The 16,141-nt window shown below is 58.8% G+C and carries 16 protein-coding genes and 1 pseudogene; 4 read left to right on the plus strand and 13 right to left on the minus strand.

Features of this window, described 5'->3' with window-relative positions; genetic code table 11:
* Positions 1–130: 130 nt before the first annotated feature.
* The 11 genes and pseudogenes from ACM6I0_RS08035 to ACM6I0_RS08085 form a co-directional block, all read right to left on the minus strand.
* Positions 131–249, minus strand: a pseudogene (locus ACM6I0_RS08035) (glutathione S-transferase); the annotation flags it as partial.
* Positions 250–330: 81 nt separating this feature from the next.
* The gene (locus ACM6I0_RS08040) at positions 331–1,146 is read right to left on the minus strand and encodes an HpcH/HpaI aldolase/citrate lyase family protein (protein ID WP_414921953.1); all 816 of its coding nucleotides are present in this window, start codon (positions 1,144–1,146) and stop codon (positions 331–333) included.
* Complete coding sequence (locus ACM6I0_RS08045) at positions 1,143–1,985, minus strand: FAS1-like dehydratase domain-containing protein (RefSeq protein ID WP_285434245.1); 843 nt, start codon at positions 1,983–1,985, stop codon at positions 1,143–1,145. Before ACM6I0_RS08045 ends, ACM6I0_RS08040 begins: the two co-directional genes overlap by 4 nt.
* Positions 1,986–2,096: 111 nt before the next feature.
* Complete coding sequence (locus tag ACM6I0_RS08050) at positions 2,097–3,299, minus strand: CaiB/BaiF CoA transferase family protein (protein ID WP_414921954.1); 1,203 nt, start codon at positions 3,297–3,299, stop codon at positions 2,097–2,099.
* 20 nt (positions 3,300–3,319) lie between these two features.
* A complete protein-coding gene (locus ACM6I0_RS08055) occupies positions 3,320–4,483 on the minus strand; it encodes an acyl-CoA dehydrogenase family protein (RefSeq protein WP_285434248.1) in 1,164 nt (387 codons plus the stop codon).
* Between the two features lie 66 nt (positions 4,484–4,549).
* On the minus strand, positions 4,550–5,146 hold the full coding sequence (locus tag ACM6I0_RS08060; protein WP_285434249.1) for a thiamine pyrophosphate-dependent enzyme: 597 nt from the start codon (positions 5,144–5,146) through the stop codon (positions 4,550–4,552).
* Complete coding sequence (locus tag ACM6I0_RS08065) at positions 5,134–5,673, minus strand: thiamine pyrophosphate-binding protein (RefSeq protein ID WP_163909878.1); 540 nt, start codon at positions 5,671–5,673, stop codon at positions 5,134–5,136. Before ACM6I0_RS08065 ends, ACM6I0_RS08060 begins: the two co-directional genes overlap by 13 nt.
* A gap of 172 nt (positions 5,674–5,845) precedes the next feature.
* The gene (locus ACM6I0_RS08070; RefSeq protein WP_285434252.1) at positions 5,846–7,060 is read right to left on the minus strand and encodes a pyridoxal phosphate-dependent aminotransferase; all 1,215 of its coding nucleotides are present in this window, start codon (positions 7,058–7,060) and stop codon (positions 5,846–5,848) included.
* Positions 7,057–7,695 carry an RraA family protein gene (locus ACM6I0_RS08075; protein WP_285434254.1) on the minus strand — a complete coding sequence of 213 codons (639 nt, stop codon included), beginning with the start codon at positions 7,693–7,695 and terminating at the stop codon, positions 7,057–7,059. Before ACM6I0_RS08075 ends, ACM6I0_RS08070 begins: the two co-directional genes overlap by 4 nt.
* Positions 7,695–8,357, minus strand: coding sequence for an RraA family protein (locus ACM6I0_RS08080; RefSeq protein WP_285434255.1), 663 nt, complete (start codon positions 8,355–8,357; stop codon positions 7,695–7,697). Before ACM6I0_RS08080 ends, ACM6I0_RS08075 begins: the two co-directional genes overlap by 1 nt.
* Positions 8,354–9,022 carry an RraA family protein gene (locus ACM6I0_RS08085; protein ID WP_285434257.1) on the minus strand — a complete coding sequence of 223 codons (669 nt, stop codon included), beginning with the start codon at positions 9,020–9,022 and terminating at the stop codon, positions 8,354–8,356. Before ACM6I0_RS08085 ends, ACM6I0_RS08080 begins: the two co-directional genes overlap by 4 nt.
* A gap of 104 nt (positions 9,023–9,126) precedes the next feature.
* Here ACM6I0_RS08085 and ACM6I0_RS08090 point away from each other — a divergent pair, with 104 nt between their 5' ends.
* Together ACM6I0_RS08090 and ACM6I0_RS08095 are read left to right on the plus strand one after the other, a co-directional pair.
* Positions 9,127–10,020 carry a LysR family transcriptional regulator gene (locus ACM6I0_RS08090; protein WP_285434258.1) on the plus strand — a complete coding sequence of 298 codons (894 nt, stop codon included), beginning with the start codon at positions 9,127–9,129 and terminating at the stop codon, positions 10,018–10,020.
* Positions 10,021–10,157: 137 nt separating this feature from the next.
* Positions 10,158–10,973, plus strand: a complete 816-nt coding sequence (locus ACM6I0_RS08095; protein WP_285434259.1) for an alpha/beta hydrolase — start codon at positions 10,158–10,160, stop codon at positions 10,971–10,973.
* 75 nt (positions 10,974–11,048) lie between these two features.
* Here ACM6I0_RS08095 and ACM6I0_RS08100 read toward each other — a convergent pair whose 3' ends face one another.
* Positions 11,049–12,416: an MFS family transporter gene (locus ACM6I0_RS08100; RefSeq protein WP_414921955.1), complete on the minus strand. Its 1,368-nt coding sequence runs from the start codon at positions 12,414–12,416 to the stop codon at positions 11,049–11,051.
* A gap of 505 nt (positions 12,417–12,921) precedes the next feature.
* On the opposite strand from ACM6I0_RS08100, the gene ACM6I0_RS08105 reads away from it, so the two are divergent.
* Positions 12,922–13,845, plus strand: coding sequence for a LysR substrate-binding domain-containing protein (locus ACM6I0_RS08105; RefSeq protein WP_414921956.1), 924 nt, complete (start codon positions 12,922–12,924; stop codon positions 13,843–13,845).
* 59 nt (positions 13,846–13,904) lie between these two features.
* Here ACM6I0_RS08105 and ACM6I0_RS08110 read toward each other — a convergent pair whose 3' ends face one another.
* Positions 13,905–14,819 (minus strand): LysR family transcriptional regulator, encoded by a 915-nt coding sequence (locus ACM6I0_RS08110; RefSeq protein ID WP_414921957.1) that lies wholly within the window; start codon positions 14,817–14,819, stop codon positions 13,905–13,907.
* A 117-nt stretch (positions 14,820–14,936) separates the two neighbouring features.
* On the opposite strand from ACM6I0_RS08110, the gene ACM6I0_RS08115 reads away from it, so the two are divergent.
* A complete protein-coding gene (locus tag ACM6I0_RS08115; protein WP_414921958.1) occupies positions 14,937–16,127 on the plus strand; it encodes a CaiB/BaiF CoA transferase family protein in 1,191 nt (396 codons plus the stop codon).
* The last annotated feature ends 14 nt before the right edge of the window (positions 16,128–16,141 follow it).

Raw genomic sequence — 16,141 nt, forward strand, 5'->3', positions numbered from 1 at the left:
AAGTTAGGAACAGACTGCACTTCGCCTGGAGCGGCGTGTGCAAATGCGCTGTGAACACACTAAGGGAGGGACGTTGGTGAAACTAGATGGGTAAATCGGCAAGGACCTATGAGCTGTGTTCATTAGTGTCCGGTGCCAACCCGAGGGTGGCGTGATTGAAATAAACGCTGACAGCATCCAGGAATTCAATTTCCGCACGTTTGGTCATCATATGGATGATGCCTTGCTCGGCGGTGTTTTGCCGGTTAGCGGGGTAGGCTGGAAATGATGCCTCCGTCCTGTAAGCCATGAATGAATATGCAGCCTCAAGGCAAAGACGCCGCCCTGGCGTCAGGTGGCGCGTCGGAGAATGGAGCGAGCACGACCGATGACCGGCGCATCCACCATTTGCCCATCAAGTGTGAAGACACCTTCTCCTGAACTCGCCGCGTCGATAATCCGTTGCGCCCAGTGCAGTTCCTCCGGGCTGGGTTTTAACGCTTGATGGATGATCGCCACTTGGCTTGGATGGATGCATAGCGCACCACCAAAGCCCATGTCACGGGCGAACTGGACGGCATTGTGCAGACCAGCGGTGTCCTGGATTGAGGGGAAGACGCCGTCCAGCGCCGGTGAAAGACCGGCCACCCGCGTGCAGATTAATACGGCGTAGCGGGCGTGACTGAGTATCTCTTCGGCGGCAGGGCTGCCGGTGGTCAGGTTCAGGTCCAGACCTAGATCGAGGCTACCGAACGACAAGCGTTCAACGCCTTGAGCGTTGGCAATCTCGTTAAGGGCAGCCAAGCCTTTGGCGCTTTCAATGATCGGCCAGATCGGCTTTTCACTGCGAGCTGCGGCAGCGACTTGCGCCGCGCTTTCTGCTTTGGGCAGCAGTAGGGCAGTCACGCCGGCATAACGTCGGCAAATTTCCAGATCGGCAGCGTGCGCCCAATGATCCGGCGCATTCACGCGAACCAGAATCCGCGCGCCCGGATTTTCACTCAGGAAGCGTTCCAAATTATCCCTGGCCTGTTCCTTGAGGTTTTCCTGCACGGCGTCTTCCAGATCGACAATGACCCGGTCCGCGCCGCTGGCGATGGCTTTGGAGATGCGCTCCGCACGAGTCGCCGGTACAAACAGGGCAGAGCGAACAATCGATGGACTCATGGTGTTTCTCCTTCGCTGAACTGGACTTCGCCTAGCTGCGCGACCCCGTCCTGATTGCCTGCCCAGACCTGCGCCTTGCCGCGGTCGATCAAACGTCCACCGATTTCGAATTGCTGAGGCGAAATCAGCGGGCGAAGCCCACGAAAGGTGAAACGCTCCAATCGTGCAGTCGGGCGCGCTCGGGTGAAAGCACGTAAGTTCAGTGTCGCGATCAGAGGGCCATGCACCACCAGCCCCGGGTAGCCTTCGGTTTCGGTGACGTAGGGCCAGTCGTAGTGAATTCGATGGCCATTGAAGGTGACGGCGGAATAACGGAACAGCAGGGTCGGGGAAGGCTCGACCTGTTCATGCCACTGGCCTTCGGGGAGCGCTTCGGTGCCGCTCAATTTTGGTGGAGTGGGTTCCCGGTAGACGATGTCCTGCTCGTCCTGAAGTGCGCGCTGGCCGTCCTGGAAATACTCGTGGCGTACCGTGACGAACAGTAACGAGCCGGTGCGACCGTGCTTCTCTTCGACATTGAGAATGGTCGAAATACAGGTCACCTCAGCCTCTACCTTCAGCGGTTGATAGAACTCAATTCGGCTGCCGGCCCACATGCGATTGCGGTTATGGGCCGGTGGCAGGAATCCGCCGAGCGCTGGATGACCATCCGGGCCCAGTTCGCTGGCCATAACGGGTTCTTGAAAGAATGCCCAATGCCACAGCGGCGGCAGTGGTTCGCCGGGTTGCGGCGCCTCTTCGCTCAATGTCGCGGCCATTCGTTTAACCAGGTTCAAGCTGATTCGGTCCTGGCTTTCCTGGCGGCGGCCAATCCAGGCGGAAAAATCGGGACTGCTCATATCCATTGCTCCTGTCGGTCAATCATCAGGCCAGGGCGGCCATTTCGGGTATTGCTTCGAACCAGTCCGCCACCAAGCGTTGCAGGCAGGCATCTTGTTTTCAGATCAAGGCTAAATCGCCCCGGCTGCGCGCATTTGTTCAATACGATCCGTGCCCAGCCCTAGTTCCCTGAGCACCTGTTCGGTGTGCTGGCCGAGGCCCGGTACGGCATCCATACGAGGCTCGAATGCGCTGTTGCTGCCAGGAGGTATCAAGCTCGGGACGGTGCCGGCAGAGGTTTCTACTTCACGCCAGCGATCACGTGCCTGAAGTTGCGGATGGTCCCAGACACCTTGCATGTCGTTGACGCGAGCGTTGGCAATTAGCGCATGCTCCAACCGATCAAACACGGCATCGAAATTGAGAGTGGAGAACGATTCGACGATGAGTGCTCGCAGCGCCGAACGGTTCTCGACGCGCTTGAAATTGGCAGAGAAGCGTTCGTCTTTCGCCAGTTCAGGCGTCAGCAGTACCTTGTCGCAAAACAGCTGCCATTCGCGCTCATTCTGCAAACCCAGCATCACGGTGGAGCCGTCACCGATGGGGAAGGGGCCGTAGGGGTAAATGGTGGCGTGCGCGGCACCTGCTCGAGGTGGAGGAGGTGCGCCGTCGTAGGCGTAGTACATTGGGTAATTCATCCACTCGACCAGGCTTTCCAGCATCGACACATCGAGGTGGCTACCTTCACCAGTGCGTCCCCGCAACAGCAGTGCTGAAAGAATTCCGGTGTAGGCGTACATGCCCGCCGCGATGTCAGCAATCGAGCAACCTGCCTTGGCCATTTCATTCTCACCCGGTCCTCCGGTGACCGATAGAAAGCCGCCTTCACTCTGGATCAACAGGTCATAAGCTTTTTTCTTTTCATAGGGGCCGCCTGCGCCATAGCCTGAAATGTCACAAACGATCAGGCGCGGAAACCGCTGGTGCAGCACCTCGAAAGACAGGCCCATTCGCGCAGATGCTCCCGGCGCCAGGTTCTGCACCAGGACATCGGCCGTAGCCAGCAAACTGTCCAGCACGTCGGTGGCCGACTCTTGTTTCAGGTCGAGGGTCAGGCTTTCTTTCGAGCGATTGGTCCAGACGAAGTGAGAGGCGAGGCCGTTGACGCGTTGGTCGTAACCTCTGGCGAAGTCACCCGTACCGGGGCGTTCGACCTTGATGACACGTGCGCCGAGATCGGCCAGTTGTCGGGTGCAGAAGGGCGCTGCGATGGCATGTTCAAGGCTGACGACGGTAATGCCATCGAGCGGACGTAGGCCGTTGGGCTGGCTCATGATTTTTTTCTCTCTTGCTTTTAGAAAGAGCGCGGCAGTTCGAGCAGGTGTTCGGCGACGTACGACAGGATCAGGTTGGTGGAGATGGGCGCCACCTGATACAGACGGGTTTCACGGAATTTGCGCTCGACGTCGTACTCGCAGGCAAAACCAAAACCACCATGGGTCTGCAAGCACGCATTGGCGGCTTCCCAGGAGGCTTTCGCCGCAAGATATTTGGCCATATTGGCGCTGGCCCCGGCGTTGATACCGCTGTCGTATTCCTCGCATGCACGCCAGCGCATCAGGTCAGCGGCTTCAATCTCGATGTGCGCTTCAGCGATGGGGAACTGGACGCCCTGGTTCTGCCCGATCGGGCGCCCAAACACTACGCGGTCGCAGGCATAGGCACTGGCCTTCTCGATAAACCAGCGGCCGTCACCGATGCATTCGGCGGCAATCAGAGTGCGTTCGGCATTCAGGCCATCGAGGATGTACCGGAAGCCTTTGCCTTCCTCACCGATCAGGCTGTCAGCGGGGATTTCCAGGTTGTCGAAGAACAACTCGTTGGTCTCGTGGTTGACCATGTTGGCAATTGGCTGCACGGTCAGACCGTTACCGATGGCTTCACGCAGGTCCACGAGGAAGATCGACATGCCTTCGGATTTTTTCTTCACGTCAGCCAAAGGAGTAGTACGCGCTAGCAGGATCATCAGGTCGGAATGCTGAACGCGTGAGATCCACACCTTCTGCCCGTTGATCACGTACTTGTCACCTTTGCGCACGGCGGTGGTCTTTATCTTTGTGGTGTCGGTGCCGGTGGTGGGCTCAGTCACAGCCATCGATTGCAGGCGCAATTCACCGCTGGCCAGTTTCGGCAGGTAATAGCTTTTCTGCGCCTCACTGCCGTGACGCAGCAAGGTGAACATGTTGTACATCTGTCCGTGCACGGTGCCCGAGTTGCCGCCGCAGCGGTTCACTTCTTCTAGAATTACCGAGGCCTCGGCCAGCCCAAGGCCGGAGCCGCCATATTCGGCAGGGATCAGCGCTGCCAGCCAACCCGCATCGGTCAGGGCCTTGACGAAGGTTTCCGGAAAGCCTTTTTCTTCGTCGACTTTGCGCCAGTAAGCCGCATCGAATTCAGCGCACAGAGCACGTACGCCCTCGCGGATGGCATTGAGTTCTTCAGAGTTACGGTCAGTCATTATTATTCTCCTCAACGCGTCACGCATGGCATCAGCCCTGCGTGACCGGGTCCGGGCAAAGAGCAATCAGATCGGGTTGAAACCCAAGGCGGCACGAAAGCGATTCTTGACGTAGTGACCATCGCGCGGTGGCAGCACCCGTGGCGGGTTTTCTGCTTTGATCTTGATCGTCGCGAGCTTGACTCCATCGCGGGTCGCAAAGCGCTCGCGCAGGTCATGTACGCCTTCCATGTCGCGGATTTCATCGGTCCAGCCGAAGCCGCAAGTCTTCGCCACCTGGTCGAGGGAAATACCAAAACCGGCGTGGCTGACTTGCATGCCGGTCTCCCCAAAGTGACCGTTGTCCAGCACAGCGATGGTCAGGTTGGCGGGCTTTTGCAGTGCCACCGTGGCCAGCGCTCCGAAGCCCATGAGCAACTCGCCGTCTCCGGTGACCACCACCACCGACTTGTCTGGCTGCGCATTCGCCAGGCCCAGCCCCACAGTGATTGCGCTGCCCATGGCAGCCCACAGGTAATAATTCAGATCGTTGTCACCGGCAGCCATGACGTCGTAGGACGCCGAACCGAGACCCGTCACGACCAGCACGTCTTTGCGGTCGGCCAGAAGGGCTTTAACCACTTCGCGCCGGCACAGTATGTGGTTTGCGCTTACTTGACCCATTTCTTTTCTCCAATCAGGCGCTGACCGAGCAGCAGGGCAGTGGACGAATCACCGTTGAAGGCCATGGTCGCGGCACCGTGCAGCAACGGAGCGACGTCTTCTGGAACGTCTGCACGCCAGGTCATAACCTTCATCAGATTCAGGGCAGCTTCGGTGGCCTGACCCATCGGGTTCTGCCATGCGTTGAATTCGGCCCAGTCGCCGCGCATGGTGACCACCATCAACAGCGGAAAGCCGGCGCAGACTTGCAGGGCGAGGGTGTTGATGCAGTTACCGACACCGCTTGATTGCATCAACAGGGCACCGCGCTCGCCACCCAGCCACGCACCTGCCAGGTAGCCGATGCCTTCTTCTTCGGTGGTCAGGACGACGGCCTTGATGTCCGGATCCGCATACGACATGCGAATCGCTGCCGAGTGGCCTGCATCCGGTACGAAGACCACGTGTTTGACGTCGTGGGCTTTGAGCACGCGAAACACGTCCTCCTGCCAATCCTGTCCCACGGTATGTTCTGCTTCTGTTGACATGCCCATCTCCCAAGCAGTGCTGCTTTTGTGTTTTCACTCATTCTGGGAGGGATGGAAGAGAAGAACGACTACCGTTTTTGTCTTTGAGATATGCCCATTTTGTATAGCTGGAAGGTGAATGCGTGGCCTGCCGGGTAATCGCGATAGCCACGCTTTATGGGAAGGGAAATGATTAACGGAGTGAGGTGCAGAAGGTACGGATAGCCTCGCACGCCCGGCGCAATGAAGCGTCATCCAGGGCGTAGGCAATGCGAATGTAAGGGCCGAGGCCAAAAGCGCTGCCATGCACTACGGCTACATCCGCTTCGTCGAGCAGCGCATGCGCGACATCTTCATCGGTGTGCAATACCAGGCCACCGGGTGAGGTGCGACCGATCAATCCGGCACAGGACGCGAACGCGTAGAACGCCCCGGCCGGACTGACGCATTCAAGCCCCGGCGTAGCATTCAGCAGCGCCACCATCAAATCGCGACGACTCTGGAACGCCGCTCGGCTTTCACGGATGAAATCCTTGGGACCTTCCAGCGCCGCGAGCGCAGCCTGTTGCGACACAGAGCAGGCGCCAGAGGTTTGCTGACCTTGCAGTTTTTCCATGGCGTCCAGCAGCCAGCGCGGCCCAGTGGTGAAACCGATTCGCCAGCCGGTCATGGCATAGGCCTTGGACACCCCGTTCATGGTCAGGGTGCGCGGTGCCAGCCGTGGTTCGACTTGGGCCAGGGTATGGAACGTTTGATCGTCGAAGATCAGGTGCTCGTAGATGTCATCGGCCAAAATCAGCACGTGAGGGTGAGCCAGCAACACCTCAGCCAGGGCGTGCAGTTCTTCCCGGCTGTACACCGCACCGGTCGGATTGGACGGCGAATTGAGGATCAGCCAACGAGTCTGCGGGGTGATCGCGGCGGCGAGTGCGGAGGGCGTCAGCTTGAAACCGGTGTCGGCATCGCAGGTAACGACTCGGGCTTGACCCCCGCACAGTTGAACCATCTCCGGGTAACTGACCCAGTACGGTGCCGGCACGATTACCTGGTCCCCCTCGTTGAGGGTCGCGGCCAGGGCGTTGTAGATCACCTGTTTGCCACCGTTGCACACCAGGGTGTCTTGCCAGGTGACGTCCAGGCCGTTCTCGCGGCGGAACTTGGCGGCCACCGCTTCCCGCAGTGAACGCACGCCGGCGACCTGGGTGTAGCGGGTGTGGCCGTGTTCAATGGCCTGAATGGCCGCTTCGCGCACGTGCTTGGGCGTATCGAAATCGGGCTCGCCGGCGCACAGCGAAATAATCTGAGCACCTTGTGCCCGGCGCTCTGCCACCCGATCCATGATCCGGTAAGTCGCGGAAGGCTGCGCGGCGGCCAGACGCTGATTCAGACGCTGGATATCGGCGCTCATGCGCGGGTTCTCCACTCAGTCAGGTTCATCAGTTCCAGTGTCGAGCGGCCTTCGGTCAACGCCTGCATCATCTGCGCTTCCTTGCTCGCGCGCGCCTCGCCTTCGGCCAGGGTGCGTGCCGCATCCGCCTTGGGAATGATGATCACACCGTCATCGTCAGCCACCACCCAGTCGCCCTGTGCCACGAAGGCACCGTTGAAGTTGAACGGTTGCCCCACCGAAGGCGCACTGGCCTTGACCGTGCCTTTCACCGAAATACCGCGTGCAAACACTGGGAACTGGCGCTTTCTCAGGGCCGCGATATCGCGCACGCCGCCATCAATCACCAGCCCGACCACACCAGCCGCTTCAGCCGCCACGGTCAGCACTTCGCCCCAATAACCGGCGATGAAGCCACCCGTACCCACGACCAGCACGCTGCCACGGGGCACACGTTCCATCGCCAGGTGCAGGGCAAGGTTGTCACCCGGCGAGCATTCCAGGGGGTAAGCGGGGGCGCAGATGAAGGCGCCGTCCCAGATCGGGCGGATTGCACTGTCGACCGCGCAAGGCAGATGGGACGCTTCATACAGCGTCGAGCTGCCCAGCACCTTTGCCCGCGCATGAAAATCCAGGGGGAGGGGGAGCGTGGTCATCAGACTTTCCTCTGCAGGCTGTGGTAACCCAGTGCGGCCCGGGCTTCTTTAAGGGTTTTGCCTTGGCTGATCAGCGCACGAATGTCGGCTTCGACCGATTCGATTTGACGGGCACACGCGGCCACTTCAGCTGCACGAGCTCGGGGGACGACCACCACACCGTTGGCGTCGGCGACCACGATGTCACGGGCACAGACCCGGGCGGCACCGATGGACACCGGCTGGTTGACCGACTGAACCTGCACCCGATCTTTACCGGTGCGCATGAAACGACCTTTGCTGAAAATCGGGTAGTCATCGCCCAGCGCTTTGTTCACGTCACGGCAAACACCGTCGATGACCGTGGCTGCGATCTGCCGAGTACCGGCGTACTGGGTCATGATGTCGCCCCAGACGGTGCAATCGGTGCGGCCGCCGTTGTCGATGACCACCACGTCGCCGGGCGCAACGTCTTCAATGAAATCGCCAACGGTGCCGGGAGGTACGCTGGCCGAGACGTACTGCACGGTAAACGCCGGGCCGACGATAACCTTGCGGTAGTTGTCCAGTGGCGCCACACCGAGGCATTGACCGGGCAGGCCGAGTTTGTCCATTGCGTCAGATACGCCCGGGGTGTCGAGGCCTTCAAACAAGGCGACCAGTTCTTTGTCTTCGATATTCATCGGGCGTGCTCCACTTGGATAGCTTCGAATTGGCTGTCATGCATCACTTCGGCGACCGAGCGACCGCTGCGAACAGCCTCGACCATGCCGTCCTGGCGGTGGGCAATACGCTCGCCAAGGTCGAGAACTTTCTCGATATAGGCTGAGGGCACGAATACGGTGCCGCAGGTATCGGCGATGACATAGTCGTTCTCGCTGACGTCGACGCCGGCCACGTTGATGGTTACTGCGGCATCGATCTGGATCACCCGATTGCGGGCACTGATCATGGTCACGCCGCGGCCATAAACCGGGTAGGCAATTGACTCGCTGCCGTCGATGTCGCGGCTGAAACCGTCGATGACCGTGCCGCGTACTTTCTTGCTGGTCGCTGCGTTGGCGAGGATGTCGCCCCAGCAGGAGATGCCTTCGATTCCACCGGCGATCACCAGCACACGATCGTCGCTGTCGATCTGTTCCACCACGGGGGTAATCAGGTGCACAGTGGGGACGTTGTCGGATTTAGGAGCCAGCAGCACGGTGCTGGCGCGGCCGACAATCTTTGGGCAGTTCCACAACGGGCGCAGCCCAACGGTGGCACCCGGCAAGCCGAGGAAGTCGAGCGCATCGGAAACCGTGTTGGTGTCCAGCGCCGCCAAGCGATCCAGCAAACTCTTATTGATCATGGGAAGCCCCAGTGGTGACGGAGGCGTCCAGTGTCAGTGAGACACTTTGATAGGTATATTACTAATCACAGATGCCTTAGATACGTTAAACCTATGGATTAATCATGATCAATTTTCGACTGATTCGTCATCTCTGGTTGTTCCTGGCGGTGGCCGAAGAACAGAATTTCGGCCGTGCGGCCAAGCGTCTGGGCATGTCCCAGCCACCGCTGAGCGAGCAGATCCAGGTGCTGGAGCAGGCACTCAAGGTCAAGCTGTTTGATCGCTCGCGACGCGGCGCGAAGCTGACCCCGGTGGGAGCGGCGATTCTGCCGGCCGTGCGCAAGTTCGCTGATCAATTGGAGCGCCTTGAACTCGCCGTGGAGGAAGCGGTGGCGGGGCAGTCCGGTATGTTGACCATCGGCGCGATTTCTACGGCGATGTTTGATGTCTTGCCCGATTTGATCGAGCAATTGAAAAGTGATTACCCGCACCTCACGGTGTCTGTGCGGGAGATCGACAGCGTCGAAGCCATCCCGGCGCTGGAAGCCGGCGACATCGACCTGGCCTTCGCCCGGCTGGACGGTGATTTGGGACCCTCGATCAAATCACTGCCGCTGACTCAGGACCGTTTGGTCGTGGCGCTGCCCAGCGATCACTCCTTGGCTGGACGCACGCGAATCAGCCTGTCCAGCCTGGCCACTGAACCCTTGGTGATGTTTTCCCGAAAGGTCAGCCCGGTCTACTTCGACAATCTGATCGCGACCTGCCGTGCCAGCGGTTTTTCCCCGCGCGTACTGCATGAAGTGCGCTCGGTCGCCTCGCAAATTGCCTTTGTCAGCTGCGGCCAGGGCATCGCGTTGGTTCCGGCGTCGCTGAAAAAACTGGCGCCCGACAACGTGGTATTTCGAGCGCTGAGCCAGAAGCTCAATGTCGTGACCACAGCGGTGGCATGGAATGCTGATCGGCCCAATCCGCTGGTGGAGGAACTGGTCACCCGGCTCCAGTCCCGGGCGTGAACAGCAGTGATAGGTTTCGCGTATGAAAGCCTTCCCGTATCAGGAATTTACAGAAGGCTCGATTGCCCTTGTAATTGCGAGCCTGGCTGCCGGCAACCCTGGTTCGGCGCTACCTTTTTGTTCAAGGAGTCAACAACGTGTCTTCCCCAGAAACGTTCACTCATGTGCAACTCCCTCTGACGGTTGAGGGTGTCCAACTGAACGTGGCCGCCCTCCATCGGGACGGCGTCCTTGCGCCGATCGTGTTCCTGCATGGTTTTGGTTCGACCAAGGAGGACTATGCCGACATCGTGCAGCAGCCCGCATTTGCCGGTCACCCTTTCGTGGCGTACGACGCACCGGGTTGTGGTGAAAGTCAGTGCGATGACCTTTCCAGGATTTCCATTGCCTTTCTGCTGCAGACGGCATTGCAGGTGCTGGCGCATTTCGGCATTGAGCGCTTCCATCTGGTCGGCCATTCCATGGGCGGACTGACTGCATTGATACTGGCCCATCAGTTTCCGGACCGAGTGCTCAGCTTCGTTGATATCGAAGGCAATATCGCCCCGGAAGACTGTTTTCTCAGCCGGCAGATCGTTGACTATCCGAGTGACGATCCCGAGGCGTTTTTCACCGCCTTCATCGAACGTGCCCGGCACGCTCCGGCGTATGCCAGTGCACTGTATTCCGCGAGCTTGCGACACAAGGTGCGTACCGGTGCGGTGCGGGGGATTTTTCAGTCCATGGTCGATCTCTCCGATAACGCTGATCTGATGGGCAAATTCCTTGGATTGAAGTGCCCGCGAATGTTCATGTACGGCGAACAGAACGCGTCGTTGTCCTACTTGCCACACATTCAGGCTGAAGGTGTGCAGTTGGCACCTATTGCCGATTGCGGGCATTTCCCGATGTATTCCAACCCTGTCGCGATGTGGCAACAGATCGCCGATTTCCAGGCGAGCACAGCGCAATAACAAAAGAGGGCGCAGAACCTGTGGAATCGTCGCGCCTGACGCGGCCACAAGATGTTCGACGCTCAAATTTCTTCGTCAGGCCCCGGCAACGCTCGGTTTTGAATAGCTCTTGAGCCCTGTGCGCTCTTCAATTTCACCCGAGCCGCTGATGTACCCGTAGCGAGACAGATTCGGCATCAGCATCGCGGCGATGAACGTGATGGTCACTACTGCGGCGACATAGAAGAAGAAATATTCCTCGATCCCCTGCGAACGGAGCGATAACGCGACGTACTCGGCGGTGCCGCCGAATGCTGCATTGCCGACGGCATATGGAAAACCCACGCCCAACGCGCGTACTGCTGGCGGAAACAGTTCGGCTTTGACGATCCCGGCAACCGGGGTGTAGAGCGACGCGATGGCTAACCCGCAAAACACCAACAGGAACGCCGTAAACGGATTGCTGACCGACTGCAGCAAATAGAGCAGGGGGATCACCAGCACCATGGCCAACCCGGAAAACATCAGCATGTGCGTCTTGATCCCGATGCGGTCGGCGAGCAAGCCAAACAGCGGCTGACAGAGCATGAAACCGATCAGCGCCGCCGTCATGATGAAGCTGACCGTTTCCGGGCTGAAACCGGCGGAGATCACCAGGAACTTCTGCATGTAGGTGGTGAAGGTATAAAAATACAGCGAACCGCCGATGGTGAACGCAACCACCAGGGCGACCGCACGTTTGTGCTTGAACATGCCGCGCAGCGAGCCGGCATCTTTGCGGTTCATGTCCTTCCTAGTGGCGGTTTCATGCATTGCACGGCGCAGATACACCACCACGATCGAGCTCAGCGCGCCGATGAAGAACGGAATCCTCCAGCCCCATTCGCGCAACTCTTCGCCGGTCAGGGTTTGCTGGAGAATGACCACGGTCATCAATGCCAGCAATTGGCCGGCGATGATGGTGAAGTACTGAAATGATCCATAGAAGCAGCGACGCCCCGGTGTGGCGATTTCGCTGATGTAGGTGGCACCGGTGCCGTATTCCGCGCCGACGGACAGGCCCTGAATCAGCCTGGCAACCACCAGCAGAATTGGCGCCGCTACCCCTATGGTTGCGTAGGTGGGCATGACGGCGATCAACAGTGAGCCAGCGCACATCATGAACACCGAGATAATCATCGAGACCTTGCGGCCGCGAGTATCGGCAATCCAGCCGAAAATCCAGCCGCCGAGCGGGCGCATGAAAAAGCCGACGGCGAAGACGCCGGCGGTTGCGAGCAACTGGCTGGTGGTATCGCCTTTGGGGAAAAACGAAGCGGCAAAGTAGATGGCGGTGTACGCGTAAATGAAAAAATCGTACCACTCCACCAGGTTGCCCGAGCAGGCACCCATGATGGCTCTGACGCGATTCAGACTTTTGATGTTTGCAGTGTGGTTTGTTGAGTCACTGGTTGATGCGGACATGTTGTTCACCCTTTTTTCAAGGCGAGACGATACGAGGCGCACGCTGATGCGTGTCCGACGTTGCTAGCTCGATGGGTTGATGTGCTTAACGCAGCGTGTGTGGCCTTTTGGTGACCAAGGCACATGAAGAGGGGGGATGTAGGCGAGAAGTCAGCTGTTCGCTGGCTGTGTGAGGAGGGGCGGTCAGGTAGCGAGAAAGGTAGTCAATCATGGCGTAAGCCCTCGAATCTTATTCTTGTAGTCAGTCGATCGCTCTTGGCGTCGACGTTGATTGCACGCTACCGCAGAGTGAGAAGGGTAATAAGCCGTCAGCCTGGCCTAACTGATATACCGAAATTCTATAGCTTGCCTTGCAGCCCCTGCGGGCTGAGGGATACAGCCGCCTCCATCGCCGCAAGGCGCCATGAGATGCGAATCCGATGGCATTCCAGGAAATGCCAATGCGTTTACACTCACTCTACTTTCGACGCATTTCGCGCCGAGACCGACTTTGACTGGCCTGGTAATGGATGTCGTTCAACTCAAAACCCTGATTCATGTGGCCGAGCTGGGCAGTCTCAGCAAGGCCTCCGACCGGCTGCACATCGCACAACCGGCACTTAGCCGGCAGATTCGATTGCTGGAAAAGGAGCTGGGCACCTACCTGTTTGATCGACATGGGCGAGGCATGGAAATTACCGATGCCGGCCGCGAAGTGCTGGCGCATGCCACCCGAATCATGGAAGAAATGGAGTCCATTCGAAGTTCTGTGTCGGGCGCAAAGACCTCTTTTCGGGGCACGGTCATCATCGGTACAACGCCGACGGTGGCGGAAATTGTCACCGTCCCACTGGTGCGCAAGATCAAAGAAGCGCATCCGAATCTCGCTGTCAGGTTTTCTTCAGCCTTCAGCGGCTATTTGCTGGATTGGGTTCAGCGTGGCGAATTGGAACTGGCGATTTCTTACGATCCCCAACCCCTGCATACGCTGCGTATCGTGCCGGTGATGATGGAAAATCTACTGTTGGTCGGCCCCGCCAGCGCCAACCTGCGTCTTGATACGCCGGTGTCATTCGAGTCCTTGGCTGAGCAGCCGTTGGTATTGCCCAGCGCTCGACACAGCCTTCGTGTGATTCTGGATGATTGTGCGCGCGAAGTCGGGATCAAACTCAACACCAGTGTCGAAGCCGATTCTTTCGGCGCGATGATTGCCCTGGTCTGCAATGGCTTCGGTTTGACCGCTTTGCCTTTGGCATCGATTTACACGCAAATCGAATCTGGCGTGCTCAGCGCCGCACCCTTGGTCGACCCCATTCCGATGCGCAAACTGGTTCAGGTTTTCCCAGCCGACAGGCGTGTCAGTCCGGCCGCTAAATTTGTCGGGGATGCCTTTATCGAAATTGCTGCCGATCTGGTCAATCGCAAGATTTGGGCTGGGCACATGCTTTGAGCCAACGGCCAGTCGGTTAGCCGCGCCGTGCGGAGGCCGAGTACTGATAGAACGCTGGCTTAGCGACCGGACAAGCCATGCATGTTGCTCAGATACTCAAACAACTTGGCCGCCTCCGGCGCAAGTTGCGCCTGACTGCTCACGCCCACGAACAACGTTCGATCAGCCCAGTCGTCGGTCAAGTCGACAGCCACCAGGCGTATACCGAGCAGTTCGGCACGCACGGATGACAACGGCAAAATTCCGATACCCAAGCCTGCTTCGATCATCCGACAGATGCCGTCGAAGCTGCTGACCTGGATCCGGACCTTGAGGATCTTACCTGCACTCACGGCGGCATCGGTGATTCTGCGAAGCAACGAACTGCCTTGGTTGAGCGCTACATAATCGAAGCCAAGCGTATCGGCAAAGGACACGCTGCGCTCATTGGCCAGTTCATGGCTGACGGGCACGAGTAGCACAAGCCGGTCATCACGATAGGGCAGTTTGTATAACCCTTCAGCCGGTACGTTATCGGCGAATATGCCGATGTCGGCACGCCCGTTTTCCACGGCTTGAATAATGGGTTCGCTGAGTGCCTCTTCCAGTCCGATCCGTACGTTCGGGTTGGCGCGCAGGAATGACGCGAGGTCATCCGGCAGAAACTGGACGACGGCGGAAGTGTTGGCGAACAACCGCACATGCCCGCGCACACCCACGGCGTAATCACTGGCGTCGCACGCCATGCGGTTCACGCCTTCCAGAATCGTTCTGGCATGTTCAACAATCCCTTGTCCCGCCGCGGTCAGTTCGAGTCCCCTTGGCAGGCGCACAAACAGCGGGCATTGGGTCGTTCGTTCCAGCTCGGCTAACCGTTTGCTGGCTGCCGAGACTGTCATGTTGGCCTTTTCGGCGGCACGGGTCAGGTTGCCGGATTCGGCCGCGAAGATCAGCAGGCGTAAGGACAGCAGATCGAAATGCAGGGGATTGATCATCAAAGGGATCCAAGGTTTTCCAATCTGGAAAGAGTAGTGGCGAAATATGAAATTTTCATCTGCCGAATTTGTGTCGATTATCCATGCCACAAGTACTCAACAAGAACGGGAAACGTCATGAGGTTACCTCTGCAAGGTGTCAAGGTCGTGGAGCTCGGTCAACTGATTGCCGGGCCATTTGCGGCGAAAATGCTCGGTGAGTTTGGCGCCGATGTGATCAAGATAGAACCTCCGGTCACTGGTGACCCATTGCGCAAATGGCGCTTGCTGCACGACGGTACTTCCGTCTGGTGGGCCGCACAATCGCGTAACAAACGCTCGCTGACCCTTGATTTACGCCAGAGTGAAGCCCAACAGGTCGTGCGCCAGTTGCTGGCCGATGCGGATGTGCTGATCGAGAATTTTCGCCCAGGCACCCTGGAAAGCTGGGGGCTCGGTTGGGACACTCTGCACGCTCTTAACCCAAAACTCATCATGCTCCGGGTGTCCGGTTACGGCCAGACCGGGCCTTACCGTGACCGTCCCGGTTTTGGCGTGATCGGTGAAGCCATGGGCGGCTTGCGGCATCTTTCCGGTGAGCCGGGGCGCACGCCAGTCAGGGTGGGTGTTTCCATTGGCGACTCGTTGTCGGCCTTGCACGGGGTGATCGGGATTCTGCTTGCCCTGCGTCATCGCGAGCAGAACGGTGGTGACGGCCAGCAGATCGATGTGGCGCTGTACGAGTCGGTGTTCAACATGATGGAAAGCCTGTTGCCCGAATACTCGGTGTTCAACGTCGTTCGTGAGCCCGCCGGCAGCAGTTTGCCGGGTATCGCGCCGACCAATGCCTATCGCTGCCGGGACGGCGGTTTTGCCTTGATCGCCGGCAATGGCGACAGCATCTATCAGCGTCTGATGGGGGTGATTGGCCGCCGTGATCTGGGGGCTGATCCCGAGCTTGCGCAAAACCATGGTCGAGTGTTGCAGGTTGAGCGTATCGATGCCGCGATCTCCGAATGGACCGCGCGGCTCACCCTCGACGAGGTCTTGTCGATCCTGACCGAAGCGCGCATCCCGGCCGGCAAGATTTACAACGCTGCCGACATTGCCCAGGACCCACATTACCGGGCACGCGACATGTTGCTCGAGAGCCAGCTGGACGACGGCACGCCAGTGACGTTGCCCGGCATCGTCCCCAAGCTGGGTACGACCCCGGGCAACGTAACTCGTTCGGCGCCGATGCTAGGCCAGCATACCGCCGAGATTCTGGGTGAACTCGGCATCGACGCTGAACAACAAGCCGACTGGCGTCAGCGCGGCATCATTTGAACCGGAGAATGAAC

This window comes from Pseudomonas sp. IT-P294 (genome assembly GCF_949767865.1).
GTDB lineage: Bacteria > Pseudomonadota > Gammaproteobacteria > Pseudomonadales > Pseudomonadaceae > Aquipseudomonas.